This window comes from Methylobacterium sp. WCS2018Hpa-22 (assembly GCF_031843785.1).
Lineage (GTDB): Bacteria > Pseudomonadota > Alphaproteobacteria > Rhizobiales > Beijerinckiaceae > Methylobacterium.
In genome coordinates, this window is record NZ_JAVTJA010000003.1 from 26622 (window position 1) to 43468 (window position 16847).

16 protein-coding genes, 1 tRNA gene and 1 pseudogene are annotated in these 16847 nt (G+C 67.1%); 7 read left to right on the forward strand and 11 right to left on the reverse strand.

The window, feature by feature from the left end:
• Positions 1 to 9: 9 nt before the first annotated feature.
• From RQI43_RS04590 to RQI43_RS04610, 5 genes are all read right to left on the reverse strand, one after another.
• Positions 10 to 951, reverse strand: coding sequence for an ABC transporter permease (locus RQI43_RS04590; protein ID WP_056429711.1), 942 nt, complete (start codon positions 949 to 951; stop codon positions 10 to 12).
• 117 nt (positions 952 to 1068) lie between these two features.
• Positions 1069 to 2658 (reverse strand): ABC transporter substrate-binding protein, encoded by a 1590-nt coding sequence (locus RQI43_RS04595; RefSeq protein ID WP_311274368.1) that lies wholly within the window; start codon positions 2656 to 2658, stop codon positions 1069 to 1071.
• 61 nt (positions 2659 to 2719) lie between these two features.
• Positions 2720 to 3871, reverse strand: coding sequence for a M20/M25/M40 family metallo-hydrolase (locus RQI43_RS04600; RefSeq protein WP_311274369.1), 1152 nt, complete (start codon positions 3869 to 3871; stop codon positions 2720 to 2722).
• 3 nt (positions 3872 to 3874) lie between these two features.
• Complete coding sequence (locus tag RQI43_RS04605; RefSeq protein WP_311274370.1) at positions 3875 to 5338, reverse strand: M81 family metallopeptidase; 1464 nt, start codon at positions 5336 to 5338, stop codon at positions 3875 to 3877.
• Positions 5335 to 7782, reverse strand: coding sequence for a penicillin acylase family protein (locus RQI43_RS04610; protein WP_311274371.1), 2448 nt, complete (start codon positions 7780 to 7782; stop codon positions 5335 to 5337). The genes RQI43_RS04605 and RQI43_RS04610 overlap by 4 nt, the downstream gene beginning before the upstream one ends.
• Before the next feature lie 106 nt (positions 7783 to 7888).
• On the opposite strand from RQI43_RS04610, the gene RQI43_RS04615 reads away from it, so the two are divergent.
• Both RQI43_RS04615 and RQI43_RS04620 read left to right on the forward strand, forming a co-directional pair.
• The gene (locus RQI43_RS04615; protein ID WP_311274372.1) at positions 7889 to 9346 is read left to right on the forward strand and encodes an amidase; all 1458 of its coding nucleotides are present in this window, start codon (positions 7889 to 7891) and stop codon (positions 9344 to 9346) included.
• Positions 9343 to 9504, forward strand: a complete 162-nt coding sequence (locus tag RQI43_RS04620) for a hypothetical protein (protein ID WP_156652653.1) — start codon at positions 9343 to 9345, stop codon at positions 9502 to 9504. The genes RQI43_RS04615 and RQI43_RS04620 overlap by 4 nt, the downstream gene beginning before the upstream one ends.
• A 416-nt stretch (positions 9505 to 9920) precedes the next feature.
• Here RQI43_RS04620 and RQI43_RS04625 read toward each other — a convergent pair whose 3' ends face one another.
• Positions 9921 to 11021, reverse strand: a complete 1101-nt coding sequence (locus RQI43_RS04625; protein ID WP_311274373.1) for a recombinase family protein — start codon at positions 11019 to 11021, stop codon at positions 9921 to 9923.
• A 51-nt stretch (positions 11022 to 11072) separates the two neighbouring features.
• Here RQI43_RS04625 and tnpA point away from each other — a divergent pair, with 51 nt between their 5' ends.
• The 3 genes from tnpA to tnpC all read left to right on the forward strand — a co-directional run bounded on the left by tnpA (position 11073) and on the right by tnpC (position 13444).
• The gene (tnpA, locus tag RQI43_RS04630) at positions 11073 to 11486 is read left to right on the forward strand and encodes an IS66-like element accessory protein TnpA (RefSeq protein ID WP_311274374.1); all 414 of its coding nucleotides are present in this window, start codon (positions 11073 to 11075) and stop codon (positions 11484 to 11486) included.
• Entirely contained in the window at positions 11483 to 11830 is a 348-nt protein-coding gene (gene tnpB, locus RQI43_RS04635; protein WP_311274375.1) for an IS66 family insertion sequence element accessory protein TnpB, read from the forward strand. The genes tnpA and tnpB overlap by 4 nt, the downstream gene beginning before the upstream one ends.
• Before the next feature lie 111 nt (positions 11831 to 11941).
• Positions 11942 to 13444, forward strand: a complete 1503-nt coding sequence (gene tnpC / locus RQI43_RS04640) for an IS66 family transposase (protein ID WP_311274376.1) — start codon at positions 11942 to 11944, stop codon at positions 13442 to 13444.
• 44 nt (positions 13445 to 13488) lie between these two features.
• On the opposite strand, the pseudogene RQI43_RS04645 reads toward tnpC, so the two are convergent.
• From RQI43_RS04645 to RQI43_RS04665, 5 genes and pseudogenes are all read right to left on the reverse strand, one after another.
• A pseudogene (locus tag RQI43_RS04645) lies at positions 13489 to 14088 on the reverse strand (recombinase family protein); the annotation flags it as partial.
• A complete protein-coding gene (locus RQI43_RS04650) occupies positions 14088 to 14309 on the reverse strand; it encodes a DUF2924 domain-containing protein (RefSeq protein WP_311274377.1) in 222 nt (73 codons plus the stop codon). The gene RQI43_RS04650 and the pseudogene RQI43_RS04645, both read right to left, overlap by 1 nt.
• Entirely contained in the window at positions 14290 to 14622 is a 333-nt protein-coding gene (locus RQI43_RS04655; RefSeq protein WP_311274378.1) for a DUF2924 domain-containing protein, read from the reverse strand. The genes RQI43_RS04650 and RQI43_RS04655 overlap by 20 nt, the downstream gene beginning before the upstream one ends.
• Positions 14622 to 15110: a DUF3489 domain-containing protein gene (locus RQI43_RS04660; protein WP_311274379.1), complete on the reverse strand. Its 489-nt coding sequence runs from the start codon at positions 15108 to 15110 to the stop codon at positions 14622 to 14624. Before RQI43_RS04660 ends, RQI43_RS04655 begins: the two co-directional genes overlap by 1 nt.
• A 416-nt stretch (positions 15111 to 15526) precedes the next feature.
• A tRNA-Ile gene (locus RQI43_RS04665) sits at positions 15527 to 15602 on the reverse strand.
• A gap of 439 nt (positions 15603 to 16041) precedes the next feature.
• On the opposite strand from RQI43_RS04665, the gene RQI43_RS04670 reads away from it, so the two are divergent.
• Both RQI43_RS04670 and RQI43_RS04675 read left to right on the forward strand, forming a co-directional pair.
• On the forward strand, positions 16042 to 16443 hold the full coding sequence (locus RQI43_RS04670) for a hypothetical protein (protein WP_311274380.1): 402 nt from the start codon (positions 16042 to 16044) through the stop codon (positions 16441 to 16443).
• Positions 16440 to 16847 (forward strand): hypothetical protein, encoded by a 408-nt coding sequence (locus RQI43_RS04675; RefSeq protein WP_018043878.1) that lies wholly within the window; start codon positions 16440 to 16442, stop codon positions 16845 to 16847. Before RQI43_RS04670 ends, RQI43_RS04675 begins: the two co-directional genes overlap by 4 nt.

A 16847-nucleotide genomic window follows, 5' to 3' on the forward strand; every position in this document is an offset into this window, starting at 1 on the left:
CCTGCCGGCTCAATAGCGTATCCTCGGGTCAAACAGCAGGTAGGACAGGTCGATGGCGAGGTTCACCACCACGTAGAGGGCGGAAAAGAGCAGGATCACGCCCTGAATGACGGGGTAATCGTGCGCCAGCACGGCATCGACGGTGAGTCGGCCGAGACCCGGCAGGTTGAACACGCTCTCGGTGACGACGACGCCGCTGATGAGCAGGGCGATGCCGAGGCCGATCACCGAGACCACCGGGACGGCTGCATTGCGCAACGCATGGCGCCACAGCACCTGGCTCTCGCCGATTCCCTTGGCGCGGGCGGTGCGGATGTAATCCTCGCCCAGAACCTCCAGCACGCTCGAGCGGGTCGTGCGGGCGATAAGGGCGACGTAGATCACCGACAGGGTGAGGGTCGGCAGGATCAGCCGCGACAGGAAAGGCCAGATCCCTTCTGTGATGCTGACATACCCCTGCACCGGCAAGAACCGGAGCTGCATGGCGAAACCGAAGATCAGCAGGTAGCCGAGCACGAAGACCGGCACCGAGAAGCCCAGCACCGAGACGGCCATGATGGCCCGATCGATCCAGGTGCCGTGCCACCAGGCCGCCAGCACCCCGAGGGGCACCGCTACGATGACGGCGAACACGATGGTGGTGGTGGCGAGAGCCAGGGTCGGCTCGATCCGCTCGAAGATGAGTTTCGCGACGGGCTGGTTCGAGATGATCGAGGAGCCGAGATCCCCCTGGAGGAGGCGTCCGCTCCAGGACAGGAACTGGGTCAGGATCGGCTTGTCGAGGCCTAGATTGGCGCGGATCGCCGCGATCTGTTCGGGGCTCGCGGCATCGCCGGCCAGGATGGCCGCGGGATCCCCCGGTGCGAGCCGCAGCAACAGGAACACGATGACGGCCACGATGCCCATCACGGGGAGGGTGGCGGCGAGACGTCCGGCGAGAAAACGACCCATTCAGATCTCCGGCGGATTATGAGAGCCCGTAGCGGCCCGGCACTTCCCTCGCCTCTCCGGTTCCCCCCGAACCCAATCGGGGGGAGATCGAAAGGAGATAGGAGACGAAGCGCCCGCTCACTTCTTCTCGATGTTCCAGAATACCGGCGCCGGGGCTTCGAGGATCCCCGTCAGCTTGGGGCTGACCGCGAGCGGGCTGATGAACTGGCCCGTCGGATAATACATGCCGACTGCGTAGGCCCGCTCCTGCACTGCCTTAGCGATGGCGGCCTGCTTGGCAGGATCGGATTCCAGCGCATAGGCATTGCGCATCGTCTCGATCTCGGCGTCCTCCGCCCAGCCGAAGAACCCGCCTTTCCGGCCCTTCGCATTGATGCCGACATTGCTCACTGGGTTGAGCATGTCCGCGTTGACCCAGAAGGTGTGGAAGATGTTCCAGCCGCCTTGATCCACCGGGTCCTGCTTCGCGCGGCGTCCCACCAGGGTCTGCCAGTCCATCGATTGCAGATCGACGTTCATGCCGATCTTGCGCAGGGCCTGCGCCGTCACCGGCCCGAGCGGTGCGGCGATGGCAAGATCCGTCGGCTGCATCACGACAACGGGCTTCCCGTCATAGCCGCCCTCCTTGAGGAGCTGCTTCGCGCGGGCAAGGTCGGTCTTGGGTGCCCCCGCATCTGTCGCGTTGGGGGTGTTGCAGACGAACATGGCCAGACAGGGCACCATGTAGTCTGGGTCGCCGATCTGGGCGTCGAGATAATCCTGCTGGTTGACCGCCAGCAGCGCCGCTTGGCGGATCTTCTCGTTGTCGAAGGGCGGGTTGAGCCAGTTCATGCGCAGCATGCCGGACACGCCCAAGGTGTTGTAATTGACGATCTGGATGCCGGACGCGGCCTTCAGGATCGGCAGGAAGTCGTGCGGCGGCTGCTCGATATAATCGATCTCGCCGTTGATGAGCGCGTTCACGGCGGTCTGGTAATCGGGGATGTTGAGCCACTCGACCCGGTCGACCTTCACCACCTTGGCACCAGCGGCCCAGCTCGGCGCTTCGCTACGCGGTACGTAATCCGGGTTTTTCTCGTAGACGACCTTCAGGCCGGGCTGGAACTCGCCCTTCACGAAGCGGAACGGGCCGGAGCCGATTTCCTCCGGAACGTTCTTGTCCGCCGGGGTCTCGGCGATGCGCTTCGGCATGATGAACGGCACGTTGGACGAGGGCTTGCCGAGCGAAGTCAGGACAAGCCCGTAGGGCTGCTTGAGCTTTAGCGTGAAGGTCTTGTCGTCCGCTGCATCCAGGGAGACGGTGTATTCCATGAGCTTCTGGCCCATGCTGTCGCGCTTGCCCCAACGCTGGATCGACGCGATGCAATCGGCCGAGGTGACCGGCGCGCCGTCATGGAACTTGAGCCCGTCGCGCAAGGTGAAGGTGTAGGTGAGCTTGTCGTCGCTGACGCTATACTCCTTCACCATCTGCGGCTGGACCTTGAAGTTCGCGTCCGTGGCGAACAGCGTGTCGTAGATCATGTAGCCGTGGTTACGGGCGATGTAGGCCGTGGTGATGATCGGATCGGTGATCCGCAGGCCCGAATGCATCACGGCGCGGATGGTGACGGGCTTGGCCTGTGCCATCGCCGCGCCCGGCATCACGCCGACCGTGGCGGCGGCAAGGGCGAGTGCCGCCTGGAAACCTGTCCTGATCGCCTTGTCCATGAACTCATTCCCCCTGCCGCGATGCGGTTCTCTTGCGAAAGTGTATGCAGGATGCGGGCCGTTATGGCCGGCCGAGCTTCGTCATGAGGCCGGCCAGCAACCGAGCGCGATGGGTCAGCGACGCGATGCTCACGTACTCTTCCAGGGTATGGTAGCCTGCCCCGCAGGGACCGAGCCCGTCGAGGGTCGGGATGCCGAGATTGGCCGTGAAATTGCCATCGGAGCCGCCGCCGAAGCTCTCGTGCGGGAGGGCCGAGCCGAGCTCGCCGGCGGTCGTCCGGGCGGTCTCGTAGAGCGCCATGGTGCCGGCATCGGGCTCCCAGACCGGGCGGGTGACACCACGCGTTACCGTGAGGGCGACGCCGTCCGCCTCTCCGGATAGGGCGAGCATCCGCTGGACGCCGCGGTCGAGATCGCCCTGGCGCTTGGCCATGCTCAGCACCTCGGCCCGGCATGTGGTGGCGACGCAGTTCACCCATTGCCCGCCCTGGACGATGCCGACGCTGAAGGTGCAATCGGCATCCGACATCGCCTCGATGGCGATGATCTGCTGCGCCATGGCCCGGATGGCCGAGCGTCCGTCGCCGAGTCGCGCTCCCGCATGGCTCGGACGGCCGTTGGCGGTGAGATCGAAGCGGGCGATGGCGTAGCGGCCCGTGAGCACTCCGTCCCCCGGCTGGCCGGGCTCCGGCACCAGGACGTAGCGATGGCGCTGGGCCTCCGCCTCGATCAGGTCGCGGGTCGAAGGGCTGCCGACCTCTTCGTCGCTCGTGAGCAGAAAAGTAACCGGGAGCGGTGTCTCGACGGCGGCTTTGCGTAGCGCCTTCACGGCCTCGAGGGCGATGAAGTTGCCCCCCTTCATATCGAGGATGCCCGGGCCGTAGCAGCGATCGCCTTCCACCCGCCAGGGGAGGGCGGCCAGGGTGCCGAGGGGATGGACCGTGTCCAGATGGCCGAGGACGAGGATGCCCGGCTCGTCCCGGCGCGGATGCGGGAACCGGGCGCGGACGCAATCGCCGAAATCCATGCGTCCGGGGATCGACTCCACCGACGCACCGGCCATGGCGAGGTCGCGCGCGGCAATACCCATCATCCGGTTCACCGCCGCCCTGTCATGGGTCGGGCTCTCGCACTCGATCCAGGGGCGAAGGCCGGCGAGCAGGTCGCCGAGTTCGAACGGAAGGTCGTTCAGAGCGAGATCCTCAAGAGCCATCGATCAATCCTGTGCGAACGGGTCGGCGATGCGGGGCCAATAGGCCGGGTCGCGTTTGGTGTAGGGGATCGCTCCGTAATCCGGTGGAACCGCGCCGGGGGCGGCGACGTAGCGAATCTCGCTGGCGATGGGCGCGAAGGCCGCGTGGAAGTGTTGCATCGATTTCACCACGACGATGCGCTTGTCGTCGAGGGTGAGGCCGAGGCCAGTATAGGCATCCGGGGCGAAGGGCTGCTGGCGCTGCGAGGCCAGAACGATATGGATGCCGTCCGCCTCGATCCAGGCGCAGGGACCGAGTTGCGCGCGGCCCCCGCTGAGGCCGCCCTGGCTATGAGCCTCGGAGAGTCCGCGCACGGTGATGCGCAGGTCGAGGGGATCGCCGGAGGTGACACCGCACTTGCCAGCGATGCGCAGATCGAACGTGGCGCCGATTCCGGCCTCGTGACAGATGCCTACCGCGCCCGGATCCCAGTACAGGCCGGTGACGGCGTCGCGGATGCCGCGCTCGACCATCCGGGCGAGGAGAGCGGTGTTGTCGGAGGGAGCGCCCGCCCCGGCATTGTCCGCGATGTCCGCGAGCACCATCGGGCGCGGATCGGTGGAGGCTAGCGCCGCGTCGAGAGCGGCGTCGACCGTATCGACCCGTGTCGCGGCCTCCCCGCGCATCGCCCAGATCTCGGCGGCGAGAATTCGGGCGAGGGAAGCGGCCTTGGCCGTATCGCCGTTGGCCACCACGAGCATCCGGGCGCCGACCTCGGCGACGTCCCCCCATGGAAAACCGTGTCCGAACGAGACGGACAGGATGCCATCCCTGCCCTCCAGCGCCTCCATCCGCCGCACGAACCCAGCGACCGGCTCCGCCGTGGTGCGCCACATATTGACCATGCGGCAATCCTGGATCGCCATGACCGGGCGGATCGTCCCCTCGGCCGTGCCGATGACGAGCGGATAGAGGTCGCGCGCCCGCGCCACGATGTCCGTATGCGGGTATTCCTTATAGATCACGACGACGTCGGCCGCCCGGCGGATCGTCTCGGTCAGATGGCAATGCAGGTCGAGTTCGACCCCGACCGCCACTTTCGGCCCGACCAGGGCGCGGACCCGCTCCAGCGTGTCGCCCTCGCAATCGTCGTAGCCCTGCGCGACCATGGCGCCATGCATGAACAGCAGCACCGCATCGACGGGTAGCGCCGCTTCGAGATCAGACAGCAGCGTGTCGCGCAAGTCTTCGTAGACCGCGCGCAGGGTGATGCCACCGGGCTGGGCGAAGGTGGACAGGCTTTCGACCACGATGTGCCCGTCGCTCTCGGCCATCTCCCGCCAGGCCTTGAGGCCGATATTGCTGAGGCTCGGCGGTCCGAGGCTCCCATCGCGGCGGGCGTAATCGGCGAGGAAGGCGGCCCTGCCCGTGGGCAGGGGAGCGAAGGTGTTCGTCTCGGTGGCGAGGCCGGCGATGAAGATCTTCACGTGCTCGGCAACTCCTGGCTAGGTCGAAGGGGCTGGCTGGGTCGAAGGGACTGGCTGGGTCGAAGGGTGATGATGCTCTCGGTGGCCGCGTCCACGGCCTCGCGGGAATAGAGCAGGGGCACCGTTGCGCCCGCCGCCCAGGACACAGCATGGTCGGCGTAATGGCGGCTGTCGGTGCGGCCCGACTGGCCCGGAGCGTTCACGAACACGCTGGCGTCCCAATCGCCCACATCGACGACCATGCGGAACGAAGCGCCCGTGGTGAGGGCGCCGTCATGGGGGCGGTAATCCGCATGCATCACGGAGGCGGCCGAACCGCCGACAGGCAGCGGACCGACATTCTCGCTGACCGCGCCGCCGATGCCGGAGAGGGGATGCCGGAAGAATCCATGATGGAACCGGCCCCATTCCCATCCGGCAGGATCGGTGCCGAACCGCGCCTGGCAATCGAGCCAGGCCGAGGCGAGGGCGCGGGTGACGAGCGCCGTGCGCGTCGCTTCGTCGAGGTGCGGGTGACCATGGTCGAGCGCGTCGAGCAGGGTCTCCGTGTCACCGGGCCGGAACAGGTCTGCATCGGCCGGCTCGGGCGCCAGGGCGGTCACGAGGGCCGGACGCAGGTGACGGACCCAGAGCGTCTCGATGAGGCAGGCGGCGGCGCTCCCGGCATGCAGGTATCCGTCGAAACCGAGGAGCAGGTGGATGGCGGCCCGGGACGCAGCATCGTCGGCCGGGGGCAGGGCGGCTACGAGTCGGCCGAGGCGGAGGGCGGGTTCCGAGAACACGTCGGCCTGCAGGCGGGTCGAGGCGTCGAGCGTATGCCCGGCATCGTCCTCGAGGACGGAGCGGATGCGCCGGGCCCGCCAGGGCTCCAGCCACTCGAAGCTCAGCTTGCGCGTCTCAGCCGGATAATCCGCGGGCAGGTTCATCTCGTTCGCGCTGAAGACGAAGCCGCATTCGGGGTCCACATGGTGCGGCAGCACGAACGGATCGTGGAAACCCGCCCATTCGTAACGCCCGTCACCGGGCACCGGGAGCAGCCCGTCCCAGTTCGAGCGCACGGGCGCCTTGCCGGCCATGAACCATGCGATGGTGCCACCGGTATCCGCATAGACCTGGTTGGTGGAGGGTGCCGACCAATCGCGCAACGCCTCACGAAATTCCGTCACCGTGGTGGCGCCAAGATAGGCGAGGCTGCCGAGATAGGCGGCTGTCCCCGGCTCGGACCAGACCGTCCGCACGGCGAAAGCTTGGCGCCCGGACACATCCTCACAAATCACCGGCCCGTGACGGGTGAAAGCGAGGGTGACCTCTTCGTCGGAGCCGTCGCGCACGGGAATGCGCTCGACGACCCGCGCCATCGCCTCCCAGCCCGTTCCATAGCGGTAGAGGCCGGGATCATCCGGATGGGTCTCGTAGACGAACAGGTCTTCCTGATCGATCGGCGCGATGGTGAGGCTGAAGGCGGCGGTGCCGTTATGGCCGATGGAGATGCCCGGCAGCGCCGGTTCTCCGGCTCCGATCACGTCGAGCCCCGGCGCGGTGAGATGAACGACGTAGCGCAGGGAGGGGAGCTGGTAGGCGCGATGCGGGTCGCTCGCCAGGATCGGACGGCCGGTGGCGGTCCGTGCCCCCGAGACCGCCCAGTTGTTCGAGCCTTCGCTGGCCTCCGCCAGCGTCACGACAGGTTGGCGATCCGAGCGATGGACGGCGCCGAACGCATCGACCTCGCTCCATACCAAGGCATCGGCGCGATGGGCGGCGAGGCGGGCCGGATCGAAGCTCACCGGCGCAGTGGCGAGACGGAAGACCGTGAGGAGGTCTTGGGGCAATCGCTCGGGCGCCAACCCTTCGGGAATCACGGGATGGTGGTCCGGGCTCAACGACTTGCGCAGGACATCCGTCGCAAGGCCGAAACGCGCCAGGACACGGGCGCGGGCGACCTCCGAGGCGACGTTGCGCACGAGGGCATGGCTGCGGATCCGCACCACGTCCTCCGCATCCCACAAGGCGGGCCGCGTGCCCATGGATGCGAATTCCGGCGGCAGTAGATCGTCCCTGTCACGCGTCAGGACGATGAACGCGTTGAGCCCACGGACGAAGGCCTCGACGATGCCCTTTGCGCGGGGATGGCCATAGGCCGCCCATTCGGCCTCCATGTCTCCGCGATACAGGAACAGCCGCGCGGCCCGATCCTGGGCGAGGTAGCCCGGACCGAAATCTGCGGCGAGCAGGCCCAATCCGCGCTTGCGCCACAGGTCGAGCTGCCAGAGTCGGTCACGACCCGCATTGAACCCCTGCACGAGGAACGCATCGTCCTGCGATTCCGCCCGGATATGGGCGACGCCCCATCTGTCGAGACGGATCTCGGCGGGCGCAGCCAATCCTTCGATGGAGAAGGCAGGGCCGTCCAAGCTCGGTGGCGTCACCATCAGCACGGATTCCATCGGCGCGGCTTCGGACAGTGTTGTCGGCCTGCGGCACGCATCATGTATGCAATTCCATCCTGTATTCGGCGTTCTGGCAAGCCGTGCGCCAACCTGGAGTGATGGGATGAGCGGGACTTCTACGATGCCAAGTCTGCCGCAGGGCGGGATCGTCGGCCTCGACGCGACACAGATGATGGCGGCGATCCGCGACCGGCACATCTCCTGCCGGGAGGTGATGGAGGCTCATCTCGATCGCATCGCGCTGGTGAACGGGCGAGTGAACGCTATCGTGTCCCTGCGTGACCGGGGGAGGCTTTTAACCGAGGCCGAAGCGGCCGATGCCGACCTTCGGCGCGGGCTGTGGCGCGGGCCGATGCATGGATTGCCCCACGCGGTGAAGGACTTGGCGCCGACGCGCGGACTTCGCACCACTTTCGGCTCACCGATCTTCGCGGAGCATGTTCCGAAGGAAGATGCTTTATTCGTCGAACGCCTGCGCGCGGCAGGGGCGATCCTCATCGGCAAGACGAACGTCTCCGAGTTCGGCCTTGGCTCGCATAGCTACAACCCCGTCTGGGGCACCACGCTCAACGCCTATGATCCCGCTCTAAGTGCCGGCGGAAGCTCGGGCGGCGCCGCTGTCGCAACGGCCCTCCACATGGTGCCCATGGCCGATGGCAGCGACTTCGCCGGCTCCCTCCGTAACCCTGCCGGCTGGAACGGTATCTTCGGGTTCCGGCCTTCTCAGGGCAGGGTCCCATCGCTGCCGGGCCCGGAGGGCTATATCCAGCAACTTGCCACTGATGGTCCCATGGCGCGGAACGTCACCGATCTCGCGCTCCTCTTATCGGTGATGAGTGGTCCCGATCCCCGTGCACCCCTCTCCCTGGCAGAGCCGGGCCTCACTGCCGAGTTGCTGCCGGGCAGAGTGGAGGGTGCCCGCATCGGCTGGCTCGGCGATTTCGTCAGTGCTCTTCCCCTGGAAGACGGCATCCTGCCGCTGTCCCAGACGGGCCTCTCCGCCCTCGAAGCCGCGGGATGCCGCATCGAGGAGACCGGTCTCGGGATCAGCCGGGACGAGATCTGGGCATCCTGGCTGGTCTGGCGCCACGTCCTGGTCGGCAGCCGCTACCGACCGCTCTATGACGATCTAATCAAACGCGAGCAGATGAAGCCGGAACTGATCTGGGAGATCGAAGGCAGCCTCGGTCTTTCCGCCGACGATCTCTATCGAGCGTCGGTGTCTCGGACGCGCCTCTACCAGCGCTTCCTTGCGCTCTTCGCCGATTTCGACGCGCTGGCCCTGCCGAGCGCTCAGGTCTTTCCGTTTGCTCAGGCCGAGCCCTGGCCCACGATCATCGCCGGCACGTCCATGGATACGTATCATCGTTGGATGGAAGTGGTGGTGCCAGCGACCTTGTCCGGATGCCCCACAATCTGCCTGCCGTTAGGTCCATGGGCACCGGACGGACGATCATCGGGGTTGCAGCTCATCGGAAGGCCGGGACAGGACAGGGCGCTGCTTTGCATAGCCCATGCATTCGAGGAAGTGAGTCAGCCATCACAGCGACTTCCTTTATGAAGAGATGGGCATACACGGCAGCGCTGTTTGCCGCCTTCAACGTCCTGGACGGTACCTTGCTCGGCCACTGCACGCAGCATCATCGCCACGGCACGCTCAACCGCCTCCTTAACAATATCCAGGGCTTCTTCTGGGGCCTGACCCGTCGGCGCCTGTAGCGATATACCTTCACTGGCTTCGTCGACTCGCAGTCGATCATCAACTGAGGCACCGTTCACTACAACAAAAAGCCAGTACTGGGTTATGAGGACACGAACTCATTTTACCGTGCGTTCCAGTCCTGGGAAGGAACCACTCAAGCGCGCGGGATAGAGCTTACCGCGTCATGTTTTGGAAACTGCTCAATGGCTCCAGATCAGGTGTAGTCCTGCCCAAGGAGCCGTTTGGCTTAGGTCCACCTCCGAGAACGCCAAAATGTCCGTTGAACGCCCGGATTGGGTCGCATGCGGAACGTCCGCTTCCGGGCAGGCGGTAAACTTCCGCTTATGGCGCATTACTTCCGCAGCAATATGACAACGAGCGTCCGACTGCCAGTATGACCATGCGCTGCCAGTCAATCGCAGCACGTGCTCCTTCACGCTGCATTGCCGCCGCAAGCGTCAGGATATTCGCTCCAGGCTATTGGCGCATTCATGAGCACGGAGATGCCGGACCCTTCCGGCAAGGTGCCAGCGATCGCCGCCTGGATGACGGATGGAGCCAGGAAGGCGAGGTTGAGGGTCATGCGCACCGAGCGCTCGCTGCAGCCTTCCGCTGTGGCGATGGCATGGGTGTCCGCCACGCGGCCGCTGACAAGGTCATCGAGCCAGAAGCGCGCCTTGGCGATCCCGTCGACGAGGCGGGCTCGGGTCTCGACCCGCATCGGCCGCAACGGCGCTGCTCCGTCATCACCGTCGGTACGGATGATCTGGCGCCGACGACGGCTCGATCGGGCTGACCAGGGCACGTTGAGCGGGGCCAGCTCGATGGCTTCTGCTCCGCACGCTCTGTCATCGCGCTCAGCCTCGTCCGGCCCGACAAAGCTGATGGCAAGATGGCTCGGGTGAACGACGATGCGGCCAACCTGGGCCAGCAGGGGCATCTCGTTGGATGGGGAAGGTTGGTCAGGGGAGGGTGGTGCAAGCGCCTCCCGCACGGCCTGCTCGATCTCGGGCGCCGACACCCGGGAGACCGAGCCGGCCTCGCTGCGCTGGCCCGTCTCGAGGGCGCGTGAGACGTAGTAGCGGTAGCGGAGAGCGCCCTTCCTGGCCGAGCTCGGCGTCATCCGGTTGCCGCGGTCATCGTGGAGCAGCCCCGTCAGCCACGAGCCGGTGTTGCCCCGGGCGGAACCTTGCGCCCGCGCCTTCTCGCTCAGCGCCGCCTGTACCGCATCGAACAGCTCGCGCGGGACGATGCCCTCGTGCTCTCCGGGATAGTACCGGTCCTTGTGGATCACCTCGCCGATATAGACCCGGTTGCGCAGCAGATAGGCCAGCGGACCCTTGGTGAAGGCGATACCGCCCCGGATCGTGCCGTCCCGGCGCGGGGATCGCTTGGTCAGGATGCCGTGGCCCTGAAGATCGACAGCCAGTCCGTTCAGGCAGCCGAGCGCGAGGTAGCGCTCGAAGATCGTTCGTACCTGGGCCGCCTCATCGGTACGCGTTCGGTGATGGCCGCGGTCGACGGCATCGCGCACTCGGCTGAAGCCTGACCTTAATGCTGGCATTGAGGTCAGCGGGTCGAGGCGATGCGGGTCGAGGTACTGGAGGGGGCCGAACGACGGCGGCGCCGGTCGTTCGAGGACAAGGTGCGGATCGTCGAAGCCTCGTACGAGGCGGGCGTGTCGGTGTGTTCGGTGGCGCGCCGGCACGGGATCGCCCAGGGCCTGCTGTTCACGTGGCGACGCCAGGCTCGGGAAGGCCGTTTGGGCGGGGACGAGCAGGCCCCCGTCTTCGTGCCCGTCGCGATCACCCCGGAGCCCTCGCCGGCAGTTCCAGTTCTGCGGTCGGATGATCATGATGCTGCGGCCCAGCCCCGTCGAGCGCGGCGCAAGACCGGCGTCATGGAGATCGATCGCGGTGGTGGTCGGCGTCTCAAGGTCGACCGGGACGTCGATGCCGCGGCACTGCGTCGGGTGCTCGATGCCCTGGAGGGCCGATGATCCCGCTGCCGGCCAACGTTCGGGTCTGGCTGGCCACCGGCCACACCGACATGCGCAAGGGCTTCTCCAGCTTGGGGATGATTGTCCAGGAGACGCTGAAGCGCGATTCCCACTCCGGGCACCTGTTCGTCTTCCGCGGCCGGCGCGGCGACCTGATCAAGGTGATCTGGCACGATAGCCAGGGCGCGTGCCTGTACACGAAGCGGCTCGACCGCGGCCGTTTCCTGTGGCCGTCGGTGGCGGCCGGAGCCGTGACGATCTCGACGGCGCAGCTCGGCTACCTGCTCTCGGGGATCGACTGGCGGATGCCGCGGACAAGCTGGCGTCCGAGCGCCGTCGGCTGAGGATAACGCGTTACAGGGGCTGAGCAATATGCTCTTCTGTCGGCGTGCCGAACGCGCCTGAGCCGCCACCGCTTCCCACCGCTTCCCACCGATCTCGCTGCCGCCCACGCCATGATCCTGGCCGAGCGGGCGGCGCGGCTCGCCTCCGAGATCGCGGTCGAACGGCTCAAGCTGGAGGTCGCCCGGCTGCGACGGGAGCGCTTCGGGGCCTCCTCGGAACGCAGCGCCCGGATCGACCAGCTCGAACTCGTCCTGGAGGATCTGGAGGAGACGCTGGCCGAGACGGAGGCGCGAGCGGCTGAGCCCGAGCCGCATACCACCCCGACCTCTTCCCAGCGCAAGCCCGCTCGTAGGCCCTTGCCCGAGCATCTGCCGCGCGAGCGCATTCTCCATCCCGGCCCGACGACCTGCGCCTGCTGTGGCGGGGCACGCCTACGCCACCTCGGCGAGGACGTCACCGAGACTCTGGAGCGGATCCCGGCGCGCTGGGTCGTGATCCAGCACGTGCGCGAGCGCTTCTCCTGCCGCGACTGCGAGACCATCGCGCAGAACCCGGCCCCCTTCCACCCGATCCCGCGGGGGCGGGCCGGGCCGAACCTCCTGGCCGAGGTGATGATGGCCAAGTTCGGCCTCCACCTACCGCTGCATCGCCAGAGCCAGCGCTTCGCCCACGAAGGCGTGCCGATCGACGTCTCGACCCTGGCCGGCTGGGTCGGGGCCGTCACCACCGCCCTGTCGCCGCTGGTGGCCCGGATCGAGGCCCATGTCCGGGAAGCCGACCGCCTCCATCTCGACGACACGCCGGTGCCGGTCCTGGCCAAAGGGAAGACCCGCACCGGCCGGCTCTGGACGGTGGTGCGCGACGACCGCCCCTTCGGCGGACCCGAGCCGCCGGCCGCAGCCTACTTCTACTCCCCCGACCGCTCCGGCGCGCATGCCGAGACCTGGCTCGGCAACTTCCACGGCATCGTGCAGGCGGACGCCTTCTCGGGGTTCGGCCGGCTGTACGAGCCCGGCCGCAAGCCGGGTCCGATCCGCGAGGCGGCCTGCTGGGCCCATGCAAGACGCAAGTTCTTCGAGCTGGCCGACCTCAGGAAGGCTCCGATCGCCATCGAGGCGGTGACGCGGATCGATGCGATCTTCGCCATCGAGCGCGCCGCCAACGGTCTTGAGCCGGATGAACGCCGTGCGCACCGCCAAGCCCGCTCGGCCGCCATCGTCGCCGACCTGGAGGCTTGGCTGCGAGAGAACCGTGCCAGGCTCTCGGCCAAGGCTCCCACAGCCGCGGCGATCGACTACCTGCTCAAGCGCTGGACCGCCTTCACCCGGTTCCTCGACGACGGACGCATCTGCCTGTCCAACAATGCCGCCGAACGGGCGATCCGGCCCATCGCGGTGGGCCGCCGCAACTGGACCTTCGCCGGATCGGATGCGGGCGGCCATCGCACGGCTGCCCTCTACACGCTCATCGAGACTGCCAAGCTCAATCGCATCGACCCCCAGGCCTGGCTCGCCGACGTGCTCGGGCGGCTACCCGACCATTCGGCCCGGCGCATCGACGATCTGCTGCCGTGGAACTGGACCCCGTCTCGGCTCCATCAAATCGCGGCCTGACACCCCGCCGGGACCACGACCGCGGCCTTCACCGAAGGCGTACCCTCATCGGGGCAGGGGACCAGCTTCTTGTCATGGACGCGGTAGCCCAGCGGCACAGGTCCGCCCATGCGCATGCCCTTGCGCTTCGAGGCCGCGATCTTGTCTCGGATGCGCTCGGCCGTGACCTCGCGCTCGAACTGGGCGAACGACAGCAGGACGTTGAGCGTCAGCCGCCCCATGCTGTTGGTGGTGTTGAAGGCCTGCGTCACCGAGACGAAGGAGACGGCGTGCGCGTCGAACAGCTCGACGAGCTTGGCAAAGTCCGACAGGGCGCGGGTGAGCCGGTCGACCTTGTAGACCACCACCACATCGACGCGTCCCGCCTCGACCTCGGCAAGCAGCCGCTGCAAGGCCGGACGCTCGAGACTGCCGCCCGAGACGCCGGCATCGTCGTAGGCGTCGGGCAGCAGGCGCCAGCCTTCATGGGCCTGGCTCTTGATGTAGGCTTCGGCGGCCTCGCGCTGGTTGTCGAGGGAGGTGAAGGCCTGATCGAGCCCGTGCTCGGTGGATTTGCGGGTGTAGATCGCGCAGCGCAGAGCCTTGGGGGCCTGGGTCTTCGACGGCAGGGCCTTGGCATGCAGCGACTTGGAGGGCGATGCCATCACGCGATCCCTCCCGCGGCCACAGCCATGAACGGCTCATCGCCGCTGCTTGGCGCCCTGGTGACTACCTTGTCCCGCAGCCCGAAGAAGCGGGGTCCGTTCCAGCGGGTGCCGGTGATCGCACGAGCGACCTCCGACAGGCTGGCATAGGTCGTCTCCCTCCAGGCAAACCCACCCGCCACCACAGTGACGGTGTGGACCTCACCCCCGAACTCCCGCACCAGCAGCGTGCCGGGCCGAAGCCCGGGCGTCGGGATCGGCGGGACGAGGGGCGGCGCCTTCGGCTTGGCCGCGCGTTCGGCGCAGGCGCTCCTTCGCGATCCGATCGAGCAGCCGGGCGCTGTCGCGATCGAGGTCGCCCAGCATCCTGGCTTGGATGCGATAGGCGACGAGCCGCACCATCAGGGGGCGGGACAGATGCGGGGGAGGGGCGGTTCGCAGGTGATGCCGCCAGCGGATGCGCAGGTCGCCCAGATCGAGGGAGGCAAGCGCCTCGATCTCGCGCTTGAGCTCGGGGCTGATCACGGCGGCCATCACCGGACCTCAACCGTGGCATCGTCGGTCAGACGATAGGCGGTCCGACCCTCCGCATCGCATCCCTTCGTGAGGATCATCCCTCGCTTGCGCAGGCCAGTCAGGGCGGCGCGCGTCGAATGGGCGAGCCAGCCGGTGGCGGCCATCAGGTCGGCGAGTGTGGCCCCTTCCTCACGCTGCAGCATCGCGACGATCAGCGCCTGCTTCGTGCCGGATCGCGGCTTTGTCTCAACTCTGTCCGGTCCGGCATCGAGGCCGAGGCTTTCTCGACCGGCGGTCGTGAGGCGCAGCCCGATCGGACCGCGCTCGTCGCTGTGCCAGTGCGGCTCATCCGCTGTCACGACGACCTCGACCACCAACGCGGTTTGGCAGAGTTTAGGCAACAGCGCCTTGGCGGCTCGAGCGTTCAGTCCGGCGGGACGGGCGATCAACTGGTCGTGAGACTCGGCGGCTGCCTTCAGCAGCGCGTGGTAGTTCTCGTCGATCATGAGGGTGGCCTTGCGATGGGTCGGCAGCGGGTCTGCTGCCACCAGCGCAACCCCGCGGATCGCGAGGGATCGGCAGGGGGTCGAGGGCGCACCGCGTAGGCGGCCTCAAGGACGCTGACAGTTCCGCTCCATTCGCAGCGCAAGTCCAGTCCGAAGTGGCGGTAATCGCTCACACGCCAGTGCACAGCCACTACCGAACCACGGCTCTGCTAGCCTGCGAACCGGTCTCCAGCCCAGCCAGCCACATCGGTGTGGAAGCTGCACCGGCGGCAGGCGAGAAACCGCCCGAAATCGCCAGGAATCAGGGCCGTAGGTCCGCCCCGGAGAAGAGGCCTCAAAACTGCAGCTTTTCGCTATGCCCTTGAGACGCCGCACATCTCCCGCCAAACCCGAACGTCCGTCGTTCGCGGAGAGAGTGGTGGGCCCGGCAGGACTCGAACCTGCAACCAGACCGTTATGAGCGGTCGGCTCTAACCATTGAGCTACAGGCCCCACGTCTATCCCGTAAAAGGAAAGAGGGGGCTTCGTCCAGCCGTGGGGAGTCCGAAGATCACGGATTTTCGCTGGTTGGCCCTCTCCTGTCATTGCGCGATCGAGGCGTGCGGTATCCGTTCCGGGCAGCCTGTTTATGCCGGACGGTTCAGATATTGACGGGTGGTGTAGAGCCGGATCGGCTTTTGTCGTCCTGTCAGCGAAGCTCCAGACGCCGACCGTCGCTGGTCGAGATTCATCCCTCGGCAACCGGCAAGCCCTCAGACATATGCGCAGCGATGCGCTTCGAGCTCTCGGGTCGAATACGGGGCACAGCGGTGTTGGATGAGAATGGAGACTCCCATGGGGCAAGGTCGTCTTCGCGTTAAGGTCATGTTAACCCTAGGCCGACGATCGTTCCCCGACGGACCAGGGGTCTGCCGATCCGATTGAGGAGCCGATGGGCCGCACGATCCTCGCTTGCCGGCTCGCCGCTTCATCTCTCGCCTGCACCCTTGCAGGATCGCCCGTTCTGGCCCAGGAACCGCTCCTCCTGAGAATCAGGCCTCCCGACGCCGCTCCGGCCGAGATCGGCGCCAGCGGGGGAATGCCATCGGCGGAGGAAGTGGCACGGGCCCGGGCCGCTCGCGAAGCGGTGTGGGAGCGAGCCGACCGCCGCGCCCGCATCGCGATCGCCTCCGTCTGCAGCGGCTGTCTGCAGCCGGAGCGGCCGGCGCGGCCCAATCCTCAACCGCGCCCGGAGGACGCCGTCGTCCGGACACAGACGACACCGCCCGCCGCCGACACGGCTCCGGCCCACACACTTGCCCAGACATCCACGAGCCAGACAGGTATTCCATGACCCAGTCGCACCCCACCAGCGGCGCCGAGCCGGATCCCGCCTGCCCGGTCTCCCTCGACCTGCTCGGAGCGGTCTACCGTGCCGAGCCCGAGGACCTGCCCGAGATCCTCGCCGAAATCCCCCCCACCACTCGCGCCAAGCTTGCCGTCTATCTCTACGGCAAGAGCCACATGCATCAGCTCGGCCTCTCTGTCGCCCGAGCCTGCGAGCGGGACGACCTCGTGCGTGTCGCGGGCGAGATCGGCTCGGTGGTCCATGGCCAGGCGCAGATGAAATCCGCACGGCCCGCGGCTCCGAACCCCGCCGCCCCGCCGCCGCCCCGCAAGATCAGCCTCGGCGGCGGTTCGGCCCCGAAGAAGATCAGCCTCGGCGGGTCCTCTGCGAAGTCGCGCTCCTTCGATTGA